Source organism: Pseudoalteromonas sp. GCY (assembly GCF_016695175.1).
Taxonomy (GTDB): domain Bacteria; phylum Pseudomonadota; class Gammaproteobacteria; order Enterobacterales; family Alteromonadaceae; genus Pseudoalteromonas.
Genome location: NZ_CP068023.1, coordinates 3,618,368 through 3,634,524, shown reverse-complemented (window position 1 = coordinate 3,634,524; position 16,157 = coordinate 3,618,368). Strand labels below are relative to the sequence as shown.

General features: G+C 43.4%; 20 protein-coding genes. 12 read left to right on the top strand and 8 right to left on the bottom strand.

What is annotated here, in order from left to right; all coding sequences use genetic code 11:
• Window positions 1-480 precede the first annotated feature (480 nt).
• The 5 genes from gmk (at window position 481) to JJQ94_RS21715 (ending at window position 4,932) form a co-directional block, all read left to right on the top strand.
• The gene (gmk, locus tag JJQ94_RS21735; RefSeq protein ID WP_099030438.1) at window positions 481-1,104 is read left to right on the top strand and encodes a guanylate kinase; all 624 of its coding nucleotides are present in this window, start codon (window positions 481-483) and stop codon (window positions 1,102-1,104) included.
• Window positions 1,105-1,191: 87 nt separating this feature from the next.
• Window positions 1,192-1,467, top strand: coding sequence for a DNA-directed RNA polymerase subunit omega (gene rpoZ / locus JJQ94_RS21730; protein ID WP_010374289.1), 276 nt, complete (start codon window positions 1,192-1,194; stop codon window positions 1,465-1,467).
• Between the two features lie 263 nt (window positions 1,468-1,730).
• Complete coding sequence (gene spoT, locus JJQ94_RS21725) at window positions 1,731-3,833, top strand: bifunctional GTP diphosphokinase/guanosine-3',5'-bis pyrophosphate 3'-pyrophosphohydrolase (RefSeq protein ID WP_099030430.1); 2,103 nt, start codon at window positions 1,731-1,733, stop codon at window positions 3,831-3,833.
• A 10-nt stretch (window positions 3,834-3,843) separates the two neighbouring features.
• Window positions 3,844-4,236, top strand: a complete 393-nt coding sequence (locus JJQ94_RS21720; RefSeq protein WP_010374286.1) for a RidA family protein — start codon at window positions 3,844-3,846, stop codon at window positions 4,234-4,236.
• Between the two features lie 105 nt (window positions 4,237-4,341).
• Window positions 4,342-4,932, top strand: coding sequence for a biliverdin-producing heme oxygenase (locus JJQ94_RS21715; RefSeq protein WP_099030429.1), 591 nt, complete (start codon window positions 4,342-4,344; stop codon window positions 4,930-4,932).
• A gap of 71 nt (window positions 4,933-5,003) precedes the next feature.
• On the opposite strand, the gene JJQ94_RS21710 is transcribed toward JJQ94_RS21715, so the two are convergent.
• From JJQ94_RS21710 to JJQ94_RS21690, 5 genes are all read right to left on the bottom strand, one after another.
• Window positions 5,004-5,228 (bottom strand): hypothetical protein, encoded by a 225-nt coding sequence (locus tag JJQ94_RS21710; protein ID WP_099030428.1) that lies wholly within the window; start codon window positions 5,226-5,228, stop codon window positions 5,004-5,006.
• A 44-nt stretch (window positions 5,229-5,272) separates the two neighbouring features.
• Window positions 5,273-5,953, bottom strand: a complete 681-nt coding sequence (locus JJQ94_RS21705; RefSeq protein ID WP_099030427.1) for a hypothetical protein — start codon at window positions 5,951-5,953, stop codon at window positions 5,273-5,275.
• 32 nt (window positions 5,954-5,985) lie between these two features.
• Window positions 5,986-6,132: a hypothetical protein gene (locus tag JJQ94_RS21700; protein ID WP_158299095.1), complete on the bottom strand. Its 147-nt coding sequence runs from the start codon at window positions 6,130-6,132 to the stop codon at window positions 5,986-5,988.
• Between the two features lie 94 nt (window positions 6,133-6,226).
• Window positions 6,227-6,400 (bottom strand): hypothetical protein, encoded by a 174-nt coding sequence (locus JJQ94_RS21695; RefSeq protein ID WP_172439938.1) that lies wholly within the window; start codon window positions 6,398-6,400, stop codon window positions 6,227-6,229.
• 35 nt (window positions 6,401-6,435) lie between these two features.
• Complete coding sequence (locus tag JJQ94_RS21690; RefSeq protein WP_099030426.1) at window positions 6,436-6,753, bottom strand: helix-turn-helix domain-containing protein; 318 nt, start codon at window positions 6,751-6,753, stop codon at window positions 6,436-6,438.
• Between the two features lie 254 nt (window positions 6,754-7,007).
• Between JJQ94_RS21690 and JJQ94_RS21685 the strand changes: the two genes are divergently transcribed.
• Window positions 7,008-7,241, top strand: a complete 234-nt coding sequence (locus JJQ94_RS21685) for a hypothetical protein (protein ID WP_069020569.1) — start codon at window positions 7,008-7,010, stop codon at window positions 7,239-7,241.
• A gap of 99 nt (window positions 7,242-7,340) precedes the next feature.
• On the opposite strand, the gene JJQ94_RS21680 is transcribed toward JJQ94_RS21685, so the two are convergent.
• The 3 genes from JJQ94_RS21680 to JJQ94_RS21670 form a co-directional block, all read right to left on the bottom strand.
• Window positions 7,341-7,793, bottom strand: coding sequence for a DUF3299 domain-containing protein (locus JJQ94_RS21680; protein ID WP_370599249.1), 453 nt, complete (start codon window positions 7,791-7,793; stop codon window positions 7,341-7,343).
• Window positions 7,794-7,857: 64 nt separating this feature from the next.
• On the bottom strand, window positions 7,858-9,213 hold the full coding sequence (locus JJQ94_RS21675; RefSeq protein WP_099030425.1) for an ABC transporter permease: 1,356 nt from the start codon (window positions 9,211-9,213) through the stop codon (window positions 7,858-7,860).
• Window positions 9,207-9,899: an ABC transporter ATP-binding protein gene (locus tag JJQ94_RS21670; protein WP_099030424.1), complete on the bottom strand. Its 693-nt coding sequence runs from the start codon at window positions 9,897-9,899 to the stop codon at window positions 9,207-9,209. Before JJQ94_RS21670 ends, JJQ94_RS21675 begins: the two co-directional genes overlap by 7 nt.
• Before the next feature lie 188 nt (window positions 9,900-10,087).
• Between JJQ94_RS21670 and JJQ94_RS21665 the strand changes: the two genes are divergently transcribed.
• The 6 genes from JJQ94_RS21665 to JJQ94_RS21640 all read left to right on the top strand — a co-directional run bounded on the left by JJQ94_RS21665 (window position 10,088) and on the right by JJQ94_RS21640 (window position 16,155).
• A complete protein-coding gene (locus JJQ94_RS21665) occupies window positions 10,088-11,188 on the top strand; it encodes a phosphoribosylaminoimidazolesuccinocarboxamide synthase (protein ID WP_099030423.1) in 1,101 nt (366 codons plus the stop codon).
• 116 nt (window positions 11,189-11,304) lie between these two features.
• Entirely contained in the window at window positions 11,305-11,937 is a 633-nt protein-coding gene (locus JJQ94_RS21660) for a methylamine utilization protein (protein WP_099030422.1), read from the top strand.
• Window positions 11,934-14,270, top strand: a complete 2,337-nt coding sequence (locus JJQ94_RS21655; protein WP_099030421.1) for a putative bifunctional diguanylate cyclase/phosphodiesterase — start codon at window positions 11,934-11,936, stop codon at window positions 14,268-14,270. Before JJQ94_RS21660 ends, JJQ94_RS21655 begins: the two co-directional genes overlap by 4 nt.
• The gene (locus JJQ94_RS21650; protein ID WP_099030420.1) at window positions 14,257-15,084 is read left to right on the top strand and encodes a DUF3034 family protein; all 828 of its coding nucleotides are present in this window, start codon (window positions 14,257-14,259) and stop codon (window positions 15,082-15,084) included. Before JJQ94_RS21655 ends, JJQ94_RS21650 begins: the two co-directional genes overlap by 14 nt.
• On the top strand, window positions 15,085-15,504 hold the full coding sequence (locus tag JJQ94_RS21645) for a group I truncated hemoglobin (RefSeq protein WP_099030419.1): 420 nt from the start codon (window positions 15,085-15,087) through the stop codon (window positions 15,502-15,504). It abuts the gene before it with no gap.
• 249 nt (window positions 15,505-15,753) lie between these two features.
• A complete protein-coding gene (locus JJQ94_RS21640; RefSeq protein WP_099030418.1) occupies window positions 15,754-16,155 on the top strand; it encodes an adenylyltransferase/cytidyltransferase family protein in 402 nt (133 codons plus the stop codon).
• Window positions 16,156-16,157 lie beyond the last annotated feature (2 nt).

Here is a 16,157-nt window from a genome sequence, read left to right as displayed (position 1 = left end):
AGGCCGAGGTAGCACCTCATCAAGAGCCCGGATATAAGCACGCAATCACACCAATAATGCTAAAAGTGGCTTGTACAATTGGAGGAGTCCATATAAGCCGCTTTACGCTGCGAGCAGTTAAAAGATCGCGAGGTGAACTCGCTCCTACTGGGTGAACACCGTGGTAGGAGATGCTTCACGCGGCGAGCAGTTGAAAGATCGCGAGGTAAACTCGCTCCCACGGGGTAAATTTGTTCCCACAGGGGAGTGTCTTGGTAGGCGCTGCTTTACACGGCAAAATAACATTCCGTTTTAGAGGAATAAATTTAACAGTGATAGGTTTCTGGGTTACTCACAACGCTGAATTTATTCCTCGATTTTTCCTTATTCTAATCCCTAGTGTATTCTTATAAGCTACTCGGTATAATGCCCGCTTTTAGCTCTGCGGCAGACTTGAGTAAACCAATACCACTCGGCCGGTACTTATTGTTGAGAATGACTATGACATCACCTACACGCGGTAATCTGTTTATCCTTTCTGCGCCTTCTGGTGCGGGTAAATCAAGTTTAATCAAAGCGTTATTGGAAAAGCACGACGATATTAAAGTGTCGGTGTCTCACACTACGCGTGCTCCTCGTCCAGGCGAAGAAAACGGCGTACATTACCATTTTGTCTCGGTTGATGAATTTAAGCAGCTGATCGATAAAGGCGATTTCTTTGAGTGGGCGCAAGTATTCGAAAATTACTACGGCACTTCAAAACAAGCGATAGAAGATCAGCTCGCCGCTGGTATTGATGTGTTTTTAGATATCGACTGGCAGGGTGCGCGTCAGGTGCGTGAGTTGATGCCTGAAGTAAAGACTATCTTTATTCTACCTCCTTCAACTGCGGAGCTAGAAAAGCGCTTAAATGGTCGTGGTCAAGACTCTCAAGAAGTAATCGCAGGTCGCATGGCTGAAGCGAAATCAGAAAGCTCACACTATAACGAGTTTGACTATATTCTTGTCAATGATGACTTTGAGCAAACACGCGGTGAACTTGAACATATTGTTATTGCCGCAAGACTTGAGCAAAAAGCACAGTCTATCCGTCATCAAGCGCTTATTGCCGACTTACTAAAATAATTACTTTTTAACCATCAATACTTGGCGAAAGGCTAGACATACAGTAAACTAGCCTTTTGCATAATGAACTGAATTTGGAGTGCTTCGATGGCTCGCGTAACTGTAGAAGATGCAGTAGATAAAATTGGTAACCGCTTTGACTTGATTTTAGTAGCAGCGCGTCGCGCTCGCCAAATTTCTGTAGGCGGTAAAGATCCTATGGTTGATGCTGAAAACGACAAGCCAACCGTAATCGCGCTACGTGAAATTGAGCAAGGTTTTGTAACCACTGACTCGCTTGATATTATCGACCGTGAAGAGCAGCAACATCAAGAAGCTGCAGAGCTTGCTGCAGTAGCTGCAATCGTTGGTGGCAATCGCTAATTCAACCACTGTCTAGATTCAATAATGCCAGCTTTTTTGCTGGCATTATTGTTTTATACCAATTGAAATTAAGCAAATTGGTATTAAGCAAATTGGTATTAATCGCCAGCAAATTATACAACGTGTAACGCCTTTAACTTCCTAACAAGTAGCATAAATTGTTCATTGGCATCGCTGGTGTTTCATCGTATATTCTTAAGTAACTAGCTTGTAACCCATTTTATACTCGCCGAGTATAGCTTCTCTGAAACATTGGAGTGTGAATGTATCTGTTTGAAGGCCTCAAAAAGAAAATCTCAGAATATTTGTCACCAGAAGACGTCGATTTGGTGCAAAAAGCCTATGTCGTGGCCCGTGAGGCACACGAGGGACAGACGCGCTCTAGCGGTGAGCCCTATATCACTCACCCAGTAGAAGTAACCCAGATCCTTGCGAGCATGAAGCTTGACCATGAAACCCTCATGGCTGCGCTTATGCACGATGTTATTGAAGACACTGACTTTAGCCAAGACGACCTAGCAGAGATCTTTGGCGATACGGTCGCTGAGTTGGTGGAAGGGGTGTCAAAACTCGATAAACTGAGCTTCAAAGATAAAAAAGAGTTCCAAGCCGAAAACTATCGTAAGATGATTATGGCGATGACGCAGGATATTCGTGTCATCCTTATTAAGCTTGCAGACAGAACGCACAATATGCGAACGCTAGGCGCTTTGCGTCCTGACAAGCGTCGTCGAATTGCCCGCGAAACATTAGAGATCTATGCGCCAATTGCAAACCGCCTTGGTATTCATGATATTAAAAATGAGTTAGAAGATCTCGGGTTTCAGGCGTTATACCCGATGCGCTATCGTGCGTTACGTTCAGAGGTCGCAAAAGCACGTGGTAACCGTAAAGAAGTGATCAGCAATATTCAGTCTGAAATTGAATCTAGACTGGAAGAAGCGGGTATTCAAGGCTCAGTAAAAGGCCGTGAAAAGCACTTATATAGTATTTACCGCAAGATGCTGAATAAAGAGCTGATGTTTAACGAGGTGATGGACATTTACGCCTTTAGGATCAATGTCGACAACCTGGATACTTGCTACCGTGTGCTAGGCGTTGCGCATAATTTATATAAGCCAATTGAAACTCGCTTTAAAGACTATATTGCTGTACCGAAAACCAACGGTTACCAGTCGCTTCATACGTCGCTGGTAGGTCCGCACGGCATTCCGGTAGAAATCCAAATTCGTACTCATGATATGGATCATATGGCGGACAAAGGGGTAGCAGCGCACTGGATGTATAAAAAGTCAGGTGATAATGCCGGCCATACCGCGCAGCAGCGTGCGCGTCAGTGGATGCAAAGCTTGCTTGAACTGCAGCAAAGTGCAGGCTCGTCTTTTGAATTTGTGGAAAACGTTAAAACCGAATTATTCCCAGAAGAAATTTACGTCTTTACGCCAGATGGCCGTATTGTCGAGTTGCCGATGGGGGCAACGGCGGTAGACTTTGCCTATGCCGTGCATACCGATGTGGGTAATACCTGTGTAGGTGCTCGTGTAAACCGTAAGCCTTATCCATTGAGTAAAGCACTGGATACTGGCCAAACGGTCGAGGTTATTACCAGCTCTGGTGCACACCCTAACGCTACTTGGCTGAACTTTGTGGTAACGGGTAAAGCGCGTCTTGGGATCCGCAATTACCTCAAGAGCCAACAAGAAGAAGAGGCAATTCAACTAGGCCGTCGTCTGCTCGACTCGGCACTGGGTGAGTATAAGTTAGACGATATTGCTCAAGAGCAAATCGACAATGTACTTGAGGAGCATAACCTCAATACCTTGTTGGAGCTGCTGGTTGAGATTGGCTGTGGCAATATCATGAGCCTATTGATAGCGAAGCGCTTACTGCAAGATGATAATGCGGTAGAAGATATTGCTAAACGTGCTAAAGCCGCGATAATCGGGACAGAAGGCATGTTGGTAACCTATGCTAAATGTTGTCGTCCTGTGCCGGGTGACGCTATCACAGCATATATGAGCCAAGGTAAAGGCCTAATGGTTCATCGCCAAGAATGTAAAAATATTAAGGGTTGGCGCAACGAGCGTTCGAAGTACTTCGTCGTGAAGTGGGAAGACAACCCAGAGAAAGAATATATAGCAGCGCTGCGTGTGGAAATTATTAACCACCAAGGTGCATTGGCTAAATTAACCAATGTGGTTGCGACGACCCAAGCTAATATTGTCGAAATCGCAACGGACGAAAAAGAAAGTAATTTATACGTGATTGATTTAGGTATTACCGTGAAAAACCGAATTCATGTCGCTGATATTATGCGCCGAATTCGAGTGATGCCAGATGTACAACGCGTGTATCGTAAAAAATAAAGGAACATTAATGAACAAAGCTATTATTTCAACAGATAAAGCGCCAGCAGCAATTGGCACTTACAACCAAGCGGTAAAAGTTGGTACTGCGGTCTATTTATCTGGCCAAATTCCATTGGTACCAGAGACAATGGAATTTATTTCTGAAGATTTTGCAGAGCAAACGCACCAAGTGTTCAAAAACCTTATCGCAGTATGTGAAGAAGCTGGTGGCGAGTTACAAGATATGGTTAAGGTTAATATCTTCCTAACTGATCTGAGTAACTTTGCAACGGTAAACGAGATCATGGCTCAGTATTTTAGAAAGCCATACCCAGCTCGTGCTGCAATTGGTGTAAAAGAACTACCAAAAGGCGCACAAGTTGAGATTGACGGCATTATGGAGTTGCCTTCAACTAACTAATTGTTAGATATATCACTTCGCTCCAGTGTCAATCGCTGGAGCGGCTTTTCATAAAGCCAACACAGTCCATTCATTTTCCCCTCGCTTTACATTACAGGAAGTCCCATGACCGCAGCCAGCGCACTTACTAGCCGTGCATTGAAATTAAAAACAAGTACTGCTGATCTTCATGACCGGATAGATAACAGCATTATGGCAAAAGACCCGTTTGCCAGCATTGAGCGTTATCTCCAGTTTTTAACTCTTCAGTACCTGTTTCTTAAAGATGTCGCTGCATTATATGAGCACCGTGAACTCTCTATGCATATTGACGATCTCAAATCGCGTCGACGACTTGGGTTGTTGGAGCAGGACTTTGCTGACTTACAGCACACATTACCTGTGCCGTCTTTGTCGCCGTTTATCACAACTTCAACTGAGTTTGCGACTGCTTTGGGGGCGCTTTATGTCGTTGAAGGCTCTAAGGTCGGGGCCGCAATGCTTGGGCGTCAAGTGCAGGCGCGTTTGCCTGTCACAGGTGAGTATGGTGCGCGTTACTTAGCAGGCCCCGGTGCTGGGCGCGGCAGTGCGTGGCGTTATTTAATTCAATTTATCGATACGGTTGAGTTAACTAGTACGCAAGAAGATGCATTGATCACCGGCGCTCGTCAGGCCTTTATGCGTTTTCAGCAGTATCAAGCAGAGGTCTATGCTTAATACAATTGGTATAAGTTGAACGGAGAATAACAGGGTTGTTGTCGCGACATAGCATCGCGACAGGTTAGTGACTAGCACATATTGGTTGGGCAATCACAATGTAATGTATTTGGCTCAGGAATACACGCTAATGCTTTTGATGGGCAGACCATCGTTGGGCCATCGGGGTCACAGTTTAAGTCGCGACTACAATAGTAGGAACAACCACCACCAATCTCACGGGTCTTGTTGTTATCCAAAATTAGCTTACTACCTGCTAATGACTTCAATTGCTTTTTGTTCAGTTTTAAATCCATCGTTTATTCCTTCAATTGATTTAGGGTAAAAGCAGCACAGATCACTATGACCAATGCTGTGGCTCGGATTTTTTAAGCGTTGAGTCTTCTTCACTTTCTTTAATTGGCGCAGGACGAAAACGTTCAACATAGATAGTAGCTAGAAGTGTGGTAATAACAGCCGCCAATAAAACGGATTTTAAATATGGGTAGCTATAATGAACGATACCCCACTTCCAAAATTGTTTTGCAAAATCTTCATCTACTCCAAAGTGTTCTAGATTACGAATAATGTTCTCAGCGAAAGCTGCTAAGTCTACAAGCATAAACAAAAAGAAGATCCCAACAAGTATGATATCGGCATGTGTCATGTAGATATATTCTTTCCTAGCTTTTTGGAATTTATTCACAAATCTCAAAGAGAACCTTACTCTATTCTTGATAGTTAGATAGGTTAGTAAGTCGCAGATGAAATGAATGCCTACAATAAACATGTTTTGTTTATATGGAGGAGCATTAGCGAAAAGATTTTCTACGAAAGATACAAGCGAAAACTCTAAAATTATAATTGCTATCAATACAGTAGATAGGTGCGTAATATTAAGCTGCTCTTTGGAAAATATCGCTAAAATAAAAACTAAAGCTAACATAGGAAGGTACGTAGTTTGCTCCAGAATAATAAGTGTATGTATAAATCCCGTTGCAACGAGAAACATGATAAATAAAAAAACTAGTGATTTGTTCATTTCTTAACCTTAATAAAGGTACTAGTTGAGGCTTAGCCTGGCTTTTCAGATTTAGGCTCTAACTTAGGGTCGTCCTTGATTGAGCCATCACTCCCACCCGTTATATGCTCTAGGAAATGGCTATTTAGCACAACAAAACGGACTCTTTTAGTACTTTTGACTTTATTTGAATATCTCATCTTCTATTCCTTATAGGTTTTTGCAGTGGTTAAAGTCATTAATACTGTACTCTGAAACTCACCTATTGAGAATATTTTGTAAAGCTAAAGTAGCTTATGTGCCTAGTTTTGGATCTACTACTGTTCCACCATGAGAAGCTATAGAGGAAGTTCGAGGGTCATGTTTAACCACTCCTAGGCTGCCACCTTTAATGGACTCTACACTGTACATTGGTAACTTTTTGATTTTCATTACCTTACGAAATTTTTTTTGCATTACAAATTTCATTCTTTTATTCCTTTTGCAGCTTAAATCAACTGATATTACTCTTCCACTTTCTTTGCATCAGGAGAGGTTGGGCTTTTACGCCTTAATTGGGTATCACTAATTAAGCTCCGTAGCGCTTGAAACTGTTTTATAATGGGAGAAAGGTCAATATCACAGTAGTTACACCAGACCTGAAAGTGATCCCAAGGTATACGGCTTACACCATTTTCATAGTTTTCGTAGGTTTGGCGGCTAATACCCACAAGATCAGCCATTTGCTGCGTGGTTTTTTGGGCAGCAAGGCGCATTCTTCTAAGGTCGTCACCGTTATATTTAAAATAGGGATTGCCCACCAATTTAGTCCTTTCTTGCATGGGGAGTCTGCTCAGTGTCACCCAAGTTATTTTTATGTGTAATCTTTGTTAATTTGTAATTGTAATCAATAAAAATGTTTCTGCAAGAGGAAATTTAATTAGTCAATTATGGATATATCGCTTCAGAACCTACGTGTACTTTTCACTTTATTTTCATCATTTTAATAGAAAAATGGGTTCGACAAGATTTTTTAGCGAGGCTTTTGTTACTGTAGTGTGAAATTAAACAAGGGTAACAACTGACTGAGGGTGATATGGATTATCTACGTCAATATAACGACTTAAATATTCTCTATGAAGCACTTAAAAAATCGAGTCGCGGAGAGGTTGAGATAGCTGAGACGACCACTAAGTGGTTTTCTCTTGTAGAGAGTACCTTATTTGAGCTCCAGGAGCTGGCGTATATGGAAAAGGCGTATATGCAAAAGTCGCGGACCATGAATAATCTCATCGAACTGGTGTATGCCAGTGTTCCTACTACTGAGTAGGGTAAATAGGAGAAATAAAATTGTATGTTTTGCAGTGGTAAGAGTGCCAATCAAGCTCAATTAAGTATTGGCACTCTTTTTTAGTGATTTATATGACTTTTAGAGCTCAAATGGCGCGACGCCCTTGGCTTCCATCATATAACCTGTTTGCGCGATGTCGCCTTTCCAAGTAGAAACCTTAATCGTGCCACTGACTGTGATTGCATCATACAGGCTCTCAATCGGAACACCGCCTTTGATTTTGACATGAACGATTTGATTTGGTGGCGGCGGCGGCACGTGAATACAAGCGCCAAAGTAGGGAACCAACAAAAATTCGGTGATCACTTCACTGTCACCTTCAAGTGGTACAACAAAGCCGGGTAAGCTGACTAGTTGACCATCTAACTCTTTGACGACTGGGGCATCTAAATCAGGTTGCACCCAATTTTGCTCTGCGCCATCATGGCTTGCTGCGTCTTGATTGCTAATCTGGACATGCCCTTTTGGAATTAAATCTTCCCAGAATATCTCTTTAGGTGGTGCCGCGTTTGCGATACCACTGAATACCATCGCAGTGATGAATGCAATGAAGTAAAAAACATGAGTTCGTGCGGTTAACTGCATCTTGATCCTCTTAGGTTTTAATTTGCATGCCATCGGCAAGCGAGTAAAAATAAGCACGGGCGGCAGGAATGGCACCGATCAAAGTACCTGCACCTATAATAACGCTTAGTAGCGTGAGTTCATAGGTTGAGAGCGTTGAGATACTTAGGACTACGCCAAATTGACTTTGTAGGCTGGATTGGGCAGCAATGAGCAAGGCATAAAAAAGCGCTACACCGAAAGCACATCCTAACACGGTGATAAAAATTGCTTCGCTAATGAGAAGTGTAAAAATATGCCAAGGCCGCGCACCAACGGAGCGTAGAATAGCAAGTTCTCGACGCCTCTGATTCAACGTGGCGAGCAACGAAGTTAACATGCCAAGTAAGCTTATCAACACCACAGCAAGGGTAATGAGAAGTAAGATTTTTTCGACAATATCTAGCATTTCCCACAATTCCCTCAATGTCACCCCCGGCATAATTGCCAGTAAAGGTTCACCTTTATACTGATTAATATTTCTGCGCACTTGTAGGGTATAAAGTGGTGACTCAAAACCAAGTAAAAATGCAGTGATTTGCTTTGTTGAACCGATTAAATCACCGGGCTTAGAGTCGAGGTTGTGAAGTAGAGCGCTATTGTTTTTACTGTCATGCTCATGCTCATGCTCATGCTCATGCTCATGCTCATGCTCATGCTCATGCTGCGTTGCATCTTGTTTTCGTGCAACCATTCGAGATGGCTTGCTGTGGCCTTTGCTATGCATACTCTCTATGGCACTTAACGGCACATGTAGTGTTTTATCTACAGGCGTTCCCGTGGCTGCCAAAATGCCAGAAATAACCAGCGGATTATCATCATGATGATGGAAACTGGTATTGCCCATGCCATGAGAAATGACGATTTTTTGTCCTAGCTGATAACCTAGCTTTTTTGCGACCATAGCCCCAAGCACCACTTCTTGGCCATTGTGAAATGGTCGACCAGCGGCAAAGGTGAGGTGCTGCTTTTTAGCGTATTGATAATGGCTGAAGTAACTTGCATCTGTGCCCAGCACAGCAAAGCCTTGGTGGCTATCGCCTAAACTAATGGGAATGCTCCAAGCAACGCCGCGTTGTGCCTTGATGTACTCGTAACTTTGCCATTGTACGGCATTATTGGCATGACCAATTCTAAATACGCTTGAAAGCAATAGCTGAATATCACCAGTACGTGCGCCGACAATCAGGTCTGTGCCAGAAATAGTGTTCGCAAAGCTGGATTTTGCGTCTTGGCGTACACGCTCAACCGACAGCAGTAACATGACACTAATTGCAATGGTCACTAGAGTTAGGGCGACACTGGCTTTTCGGTTTAGCGTACTTTTCCACGCAAGTTTGATTAGCATAGCGGTGCTCCTTGTTGTAAATCAGGCAAGCTTACTTGCCTATCAAATAACGGCGCTAAGCTTTTATCGTGACTGACAAAGAGAATAGATGCACTGTAAACCGCGGCTTGGCTAAAGAGTAATTTAATAAATCCATCACGGCTGTCGGCATCGAGAGCTGAGGTTGGCTCGTCGGCAATAATGATTTCGGGCCTGCCGATAAATGCGCGAGCGGCGGCTACGCGCTGCTGTTGGCCAATACTTAACTCCGCGACACTGCGGTGCTGAGTGTGCTCGTCTATACCAAGATCAGAGAGCAGAAGTTTGGCTTCCTGCTCAAGCGATCTATTCTGTGAGGAAATGTTTTGCCTGCGTTTTTTGGAAAATTCGCAGCCAAGGGTAACGTTTTCAATAGGCGATAAATAGGGCAACAAATTAAAGTTCTGAAAAATAGTACCTATATGGTCGGCTCTAAACTTATCTCGTTGGCCACGGCTCAGTTCGCTCGCGTTTGTACCTGCAATTTCAATTTCTCCCTGCTGGCAATCCAAGGTGCCTGCAATAAGTCCAAGCAAAGTCGATTTACCGCTGCCGCTTGGACCATGTAAAAACACGTGTTCACCTCGGGCGATATGTAGCTTAGGTATGGTTAGCACCGGGGTGCTCGACTTAGGCCATGTAAACTGTAATTGAGATATCGTAAGCATAACGCCTCAACGCTGACAAATAATGTTGTGATGGTATAACAAGAATGACTAAAGCAAAACCAAGTTAAGCTCAACAACAAGCGTGTAAGTTAAATTGTGATTTTTGTTCAGCTCGACTATTATAGCGACCCTAACCCCCTCATTATTTTGTGCCCTTTAGCAAGGCGCATCCTGTCATTGGAGTAACAATGAGTAGCTACAAAGTTTTAGACGTTAATGACGATCTTCCAATTCGCACTAAAGGTGCGGTTCACAGTGGTAAAGTACGTTCAGTTTATTGGTTAACCGACGCCGACAGTGCGCGTTTAATTGAAGAAAAAGGCTATCAAGTCCCGGTTGGTACAGAGCTGGCAATTATGGTCATTTCAGATCGTATTTCAGCGTTTGATTGCATCTGGCAAGGTGAAAATGGTCTTAACGGTGTACCGGGTAAGGGCATTGCGCTTAACAGCGTTGCTGCACATTGGTTTTCGCTTTTTGATAAAGCTGGCCTTGCAGGTAATCACATTGTTGATATTCCACATCCTTATGTTTGGATTGTGCGTAAAGCAAGTACGGTAAGAGTTGAAGCGATTGCGCGTCAATATATTACTGGTAGCATGTGGCGCGATTACGCAAAGGGCGTAAGGGAGTTTTGTGGCTTGCAATTACCAGCAGGTTTAGAAGCCAATCAAAAGCTAGATGATGTCTTAATCACGCCATCAACCAAAGGGATCATCAAAGGTTTAGCTGACGTACCAGAAGTGGATGACGTAAACATCTCTCGTAAAAACATCGAAGATAACCTTGCAGCGTTCAACTTTAAATCTGCGGCAGATGTGGATAAGTACGAGCAGTTGCTAACCGAGGGCTTTGCCCTGATCAGTAAAGAGCTTGAGAAGCTTGATCAGATCTTTGTTGATACTAAATTTGAGTTTGGTTACGTTGAAGATAAAGACGGCCAAGAGCGCCTAATTTACATTGATGAAGTGGGTACGCCTGACTCGTCACGTATTTGGGATGGCCCTGCTTATCGCGATGGTAAGATCGTTGAAAACTCAAAAGAAGGCTTTCGTCAGCTATTGATAAACAACGTACCAGATAGCGATGTGCTGCTGAATAAAGATCGCATGCCTGAGCGAGAAGCGCTTGCTCGCGATTATCTTTTGCCAGAAGCGGTGATGATGTCGGTAAGCGAAACTTACGTTGGGATCGCAAGTAAAATCGTTGGCCGTGAGCTAACGATCCCTGCTGATCCTCGCCAAGAAGTTATTGATATTCTTGATAAGCAGTACGGTTTAATAGATTAATTCTTTTTCAATTGCCCTGATAGACAAGTTTATTAGGGCAATTTCCTCAATTCACTTGCTTTTCATTGCAAGGTCTCTTTTACTTAACCTAATTGTTGCAAAAAATAGAGTCAGATATGCGAACGTCTGTTCTACTCCTACTAAGTTTTTGTTTTTTATTCCTTTTAGATTCAAGCTGCGCAAATGCTGGGCAATTAACAGTGCTAGATGGCAGCGGCAAGCCCTTGCAGCACGCCGTTGTTGAATTGACGGACGAGCCTGTTGAGTCAGCAGCAAAAGCAGTGGCGGTTATGGATCAAATCAATAAACAGTTTGTTCCTTTCATCCTTACCATCCAAAAAGGACAATTGGTTAATTTTCCCAATAGCGATGATATCCGTCATCACGTTTATTCGTTTTCTGCGGTAAAACCTTTTGAGCTAAAGCTATATGCTGGCACGCCAAATAAACCGCTTAAGTTTGAAAACGCTGGTGTAGTGGTGTTAGGTTGTAACATTCACGACTCTATGGTGGGCTATATTTACATTGCAGATGACAAGCAAGTATTGGTATCTGATGCGAATGGATTAGTAACTTTGCCAGACTCTGCGAAACAAGTAACGGTATGGCACCCTTATCAAGATAATGACATAGATAGTCGGCAAACAGTGCAAATAGTGAGCACTACGGCGCCAATGTCCGTAACAATAAAAACAACTTATCCAGCGCCGCGTAATACCTTTGGCGAGCGCTTTGGACAACATGAATGAATAACAGCTTTAAAAATAAAATAATTAGTCTCTGTATTTTACTCATCTTAGTAACAGCAGGGATGAGCTTGGCAAGTTTTTGGTGGTCCACAAGTAAATTCAATGAAGCGCAAGTACAAAGAAAAATTCAAGTGGCGCAAAATGTTTATCAACAATATTTAAAAGCGCGAGAGCAGCTATTGGTTACCGCAGCGACTGTACTGACCGCTGATTTTGGCTTTAAACAGGCGGTCGCGACGAGAGATGCACAAACCATCAGTAGTGTACTGCTTAATCACTCCCGCCGTATTGATGCCGACTTAATGCTGCTTTTGGATGTGAAAGGCGACCTGATCTCCGCAAATAGGGAAGGACTTGACTTTCCTAGCGATACCAGAACCTGGATGCAAGCGTTGCAAAGCCACACCGACCACTCAGCTTTTGTGGTGCTTAGTGAGCAGTTGTATCAAGTGATTATTTTACCTGTGCGAGCGCCTAGAACGATTGCATACTCAATTATTGGCTTTGAGGTTGGGTCCGCTGTGGCGTTAGAGCTCAAAGAGCTTACAGGAATGGAGACGAGCTTTGTTGGTGCTGCGGACAACCTAAAAGCAAGCTCGCTGCCAGCTCTTGCGCTTGGTAGTGATTTATTTACTTTCTTAGCGGCACAAAAAACGACACGTTGGCTTAGCCAATATCCGGTATATGAAAGTGCAGAGGTGAGCTTACCTTCTCTTGATAGTAACCCTGTGAGCTTCGTACTCAGTGCGGATTTAACTACTCAGTATCAAGAATTCGATAAAATGGTGTTGACCATTATTTTACTGTCTCTCGGTACTATCCTTATTGGTTTTATCACCAGTGGTATTGTTGCCAAAAACCTTACGGCACCGCTTAGTAAGCTTACTGAGTTGGCAAAACGCTTTGCTAAAGGGGATTACTCAGCCAAGCTTGAAGAGGCTCGACCGACTCAAGAAATTTGCCAACTCGTTGATGCTTTTAATGATATGGGCGAAGACATTCAAGAGCGTGAAGAGCAGATCCGCTTTCAAGCCAGTCATGACCATTTAACTGGATTTTTTAATCGTAATGCGGCTTTGGATAAACTACATAGTATGCTCAGCAGTGGTGCTGAGTATTACTTCATTGCTATAGACATAAAGGGATTACGCCATATCAATGACAAGCTCGGCCCTCGAGTAGGAGATGATTGCATTAAAGCCGTGGCGAAACGGATAGCGGAGATTAATACAGCAGAAGGCGGATTGAATGTTAGGCTTGGCGGCGATGAGTTTTTAGTTGCACATCAAGCGAGTACGTGTGCCGATCCGCAAAGTGCTGTGCTCGGTATTGTTGAATGCGCAGAGATGCTAAATCAAGGTTTGAGTAAACCTTATACCGTGCAGGGGTTAGATATTTCGCTTCACTTTAGTATCGGCGTAGTGCATTACCCCAAACAAGCGCATACTCCCGAGGATGTTGTTCGCCGGGCTTTGATCGCAGTTGATACTGCGGCGCACGATGGTCATGATGTTTACTACTATCAATCAGGTGAAGATGAAGCCCATCTAGAGCGTCTGCAAATTATTGATGAACTAAAACACGCTATCGCCAATGACGATGGTCAGCTCTTTATGACCTATCAGCCTAAGCTAAATATGAAAACTAATCGTATTGATAAAGCTGAGTCTCTCATTCGTTGGCAACGTAAAAATGGCGAATGGGTGTCGCCCGAGCTATTTATCGATCTTGCCGAGCAATCAGGTCTGATTGTTGAATTAACTCAGTGGGTAGTAAAGACCGTGGTGTCTCAAGTTGCTAACTGGGTACGTCAAGGTCAGCGCATTAAGGCAGCTATTAACGTGTCGGCACAAGACATCGCAGATAAAAACTTCTTGTCTCATCTTAAGACGCTACTAGACACATATAACGTCAAACCTGAGTTGATCACCATAGAGCTTACTGAGCGAGATATGATTGAGAATGAGGAAAAAGGTATTGCAGTTCTCCAAGCGCTCAAACAGCTTGGCGTGCAGGTCTCGCTTGATGATTATGGTGTGGGTCAAACCTCCCTTGGTCGATTGAAAATGTTACCTATTGATGAGCTGAAACTCGATAAGGTATTTATTTTAAAGCTCGCACAATCGGAAAAAGACCAGTTTATTGTGCGCTCCACGATCACGCTTGGTCACCAACTTGGTTTTAGCGTGGTTGCCGAAGGCGTTGAAGACAAAGCATCGCTTGAGCTACTTGAGTCAATGCAGTGTGATTATGCACAAGGTTACTATCTAAGTAAGCCGCTCAAAGCCGCAGACTTTAACCTGTGGCTCGGGAGGTATAATGAAGTGGGCTAATGTTTTTGCCGTGTGCTTATTAGTATGCGGACCAACTTACGCCGCAACAGGAAAGTTACTAGCGACTCCCGGGGTGTCACAGGTTGAGGGGAGTGCAGGTGGTGGCATTGTGCCGTGGGCGCAGCTTGCCGGATATGCTTCGGAAGATGAATGGTCGGCCAGCGGGTTTTGTAGCCGAGCTAGCCTGAAAGACTACCAGCTCGATGTGTGTGGCGTTCAAGCCAACTTATTCAATCGCGTAGAGTTAAGTTTCGCTCGACAAAACTTCGATGTGGATGCGCTTAGTCTTGATATTGAGCAAGATATTGTCGGTGCCAAGGTGCGGCTATATGGCGATATCGTCTACAGTAAATATCCACAATTGAGCTTTGGTATTCAACATAAGTCTTTGGATGATGCTACGGTTGCCAATTTGCTCGGCGCTGAAGACGACTCAGGAACGGATTATTACTTAGCTGCAAGCAAACTGCATTTGGGTGCTGTAGGCGGTTATAACTGGTTCTGGAATATTACGATGAGACATTCTCGGGCTAATCAACTTGGCATACTAGGTTATGGTGGAGCTAACGACAGTGCGCCTTGGCAACTAGAAGTCAGCAGCGCAGTGTTTTTATCTAGGCATTGGGCAGTCGGTGCAGAATACCGCCAAAAATCCAACAACCTTGGGCTTGGTGAATCAGATTGGAAAGATGTATTTGTCGCTTGGATCCCGAATAAGTCAGTGAGTGTTACGGCGGCATGGCTAGACCTTGGAAAAATCGCAGGGCAACCTTCTCAAACGGGTTGGTATCTATCTGTTACGGGGTACTTTTAAATGAAATGGCTATCACTAACCGCAATTTTGCTTCTCCTCGCGGCTTGTAGTGCTTCAACTTCGCAGACCTCCCTGTATGAACAAATTGGGGGCAACGCCGGCGCAGAAAAGCTAGTAGACGCGTTTATTAAACAGATTGGCAATGATGACGTTATTTTACCGTATTTTAGAGAGTCCAATGTTAGGCACTTTCGTGAAGGGTTTATCACTCACTTGTGCGATACCTTAGATGGCCCTTGTGATTATGAAGGTGATAGCATGGTGCAGATCCACACTGGCATGGCTATTAGTGAGTCTGACTTTAATCGGGTAGTTGATCTCTTGATCAACGCAATGAATGAGGTTGGGATTGCTCACTCTCTGCAAAATCAAGTTCTGGCCCGCCTAGCACCGATGCGAAGTGAAGTTATCAAGCTGTAGGATCGATAGCAAAAAGCTTGTAAAGAGGTTTGTTTGTATTTTGTTAGTAAACCTGTCCTTGACGATAAATTGTATTGTTTTTTGGAATTACGGATTCTTAATCCAAAAGAGTAAAGTATAAGCTGAATTTTGATGCTTAATTCTGTAATCTAATAGCCAAATTGTCGTAAACTTCGTCACGGTTTTAGCAACAAACAAATGTCGTAGTGGGTTACAACTCAAACCGTGTTGATTAGAAAGAGAGCCAAGTTGAAAAAAGTTATCACATTTGGAACCTTTGATGTATTCCACGTTGGTCATGTCAATATCTTAGAACGTGCGAAAGCACTGGGTGATTATCTCATTGTGGGGATCTCGTCGGATGAACTTAACTTTTCGAAAAAAGGTAGAAATCCAATATACTCAATAGCAGATCGCCTAAAAATCATTAGCTCATTGCGATTTGTAGATGAGGTGTTTGTGGAGGAATCTCTGGAGCTAAAAGCGCAATATATCAAAGACTTTGATGCGGATGTTCTGGTGATGGGTGATGATTGGAAAGACAAGTTCGATATATATAACGATATCTGTGATGTGGTTTATTTAGAGCGCACCCCATCAATTTCAACAACGGAAATAATAGAGGTCGTACGCAGACCCGAAGGAAAATAATG